We start from the raw sequence: 335 nt of genomic DNA, 5'->3' as shown, positions 1-335 counted from the left end.
CCTGGGACTTCTCTTGGAAGGTAGGTTCCAAGGTTGGTTCTGGCTCCGCGCTTCTGAGGCCGGCCGGCTCGATGATGTCGACTAAGAGGTCGTCACCATCGACATCGACTATGAAACCCTCGCCGTTTGTGGCTTCCTTGCCGATCAGCTGCTCGATGACGGTCTGCAGCGGGATAGTATAGCGGTGAACGATCTGCGGCTTCATATCCCGGCTGCTCCCTCGATCGCCTGCCGCTTCGCGCGCCGCCAGACGCGCGAGAACACTAGGAGTGCGGTCAGCGTATTGACGCGCTTGACCTTCCGCCTGGCGGCGGCCAACAGTCGGCGCGTCGCCG

General features: G+C 62.4%; 1 protein-coding gene. It reads right to left on the bottom strand.

Going from position 1 to position 335, the window contains the following annotated elements:
- A partial coding sequence (locus tag EN845_RS34270) for a hypothetical protein (RefSeq protein WP_135931305.1) occupies nucleotides 1-205 on the bottom strand: 205 nt, incomplete at its 3' end.
- Between the last annotated feature and the right edge of the window lie 130 nt (nucleotides 206-335).

Source organism: Mesorhizobium sp. M8A.F.Ca.ET.202.01.1.1 (genome assembly GCF_004791595.1).
Taxonomy (GTDB): Bacteria; Pseudomonadota; Alphaproteobacteria; order Rhizobiales; family Rhizobiaceae; genus Mesorhizobium.
The sequence above is the reverse complement of the archived record's forward strand: the minus strand, read 5'-3'. Positions and strand labels throughout refer to the sequence as shown.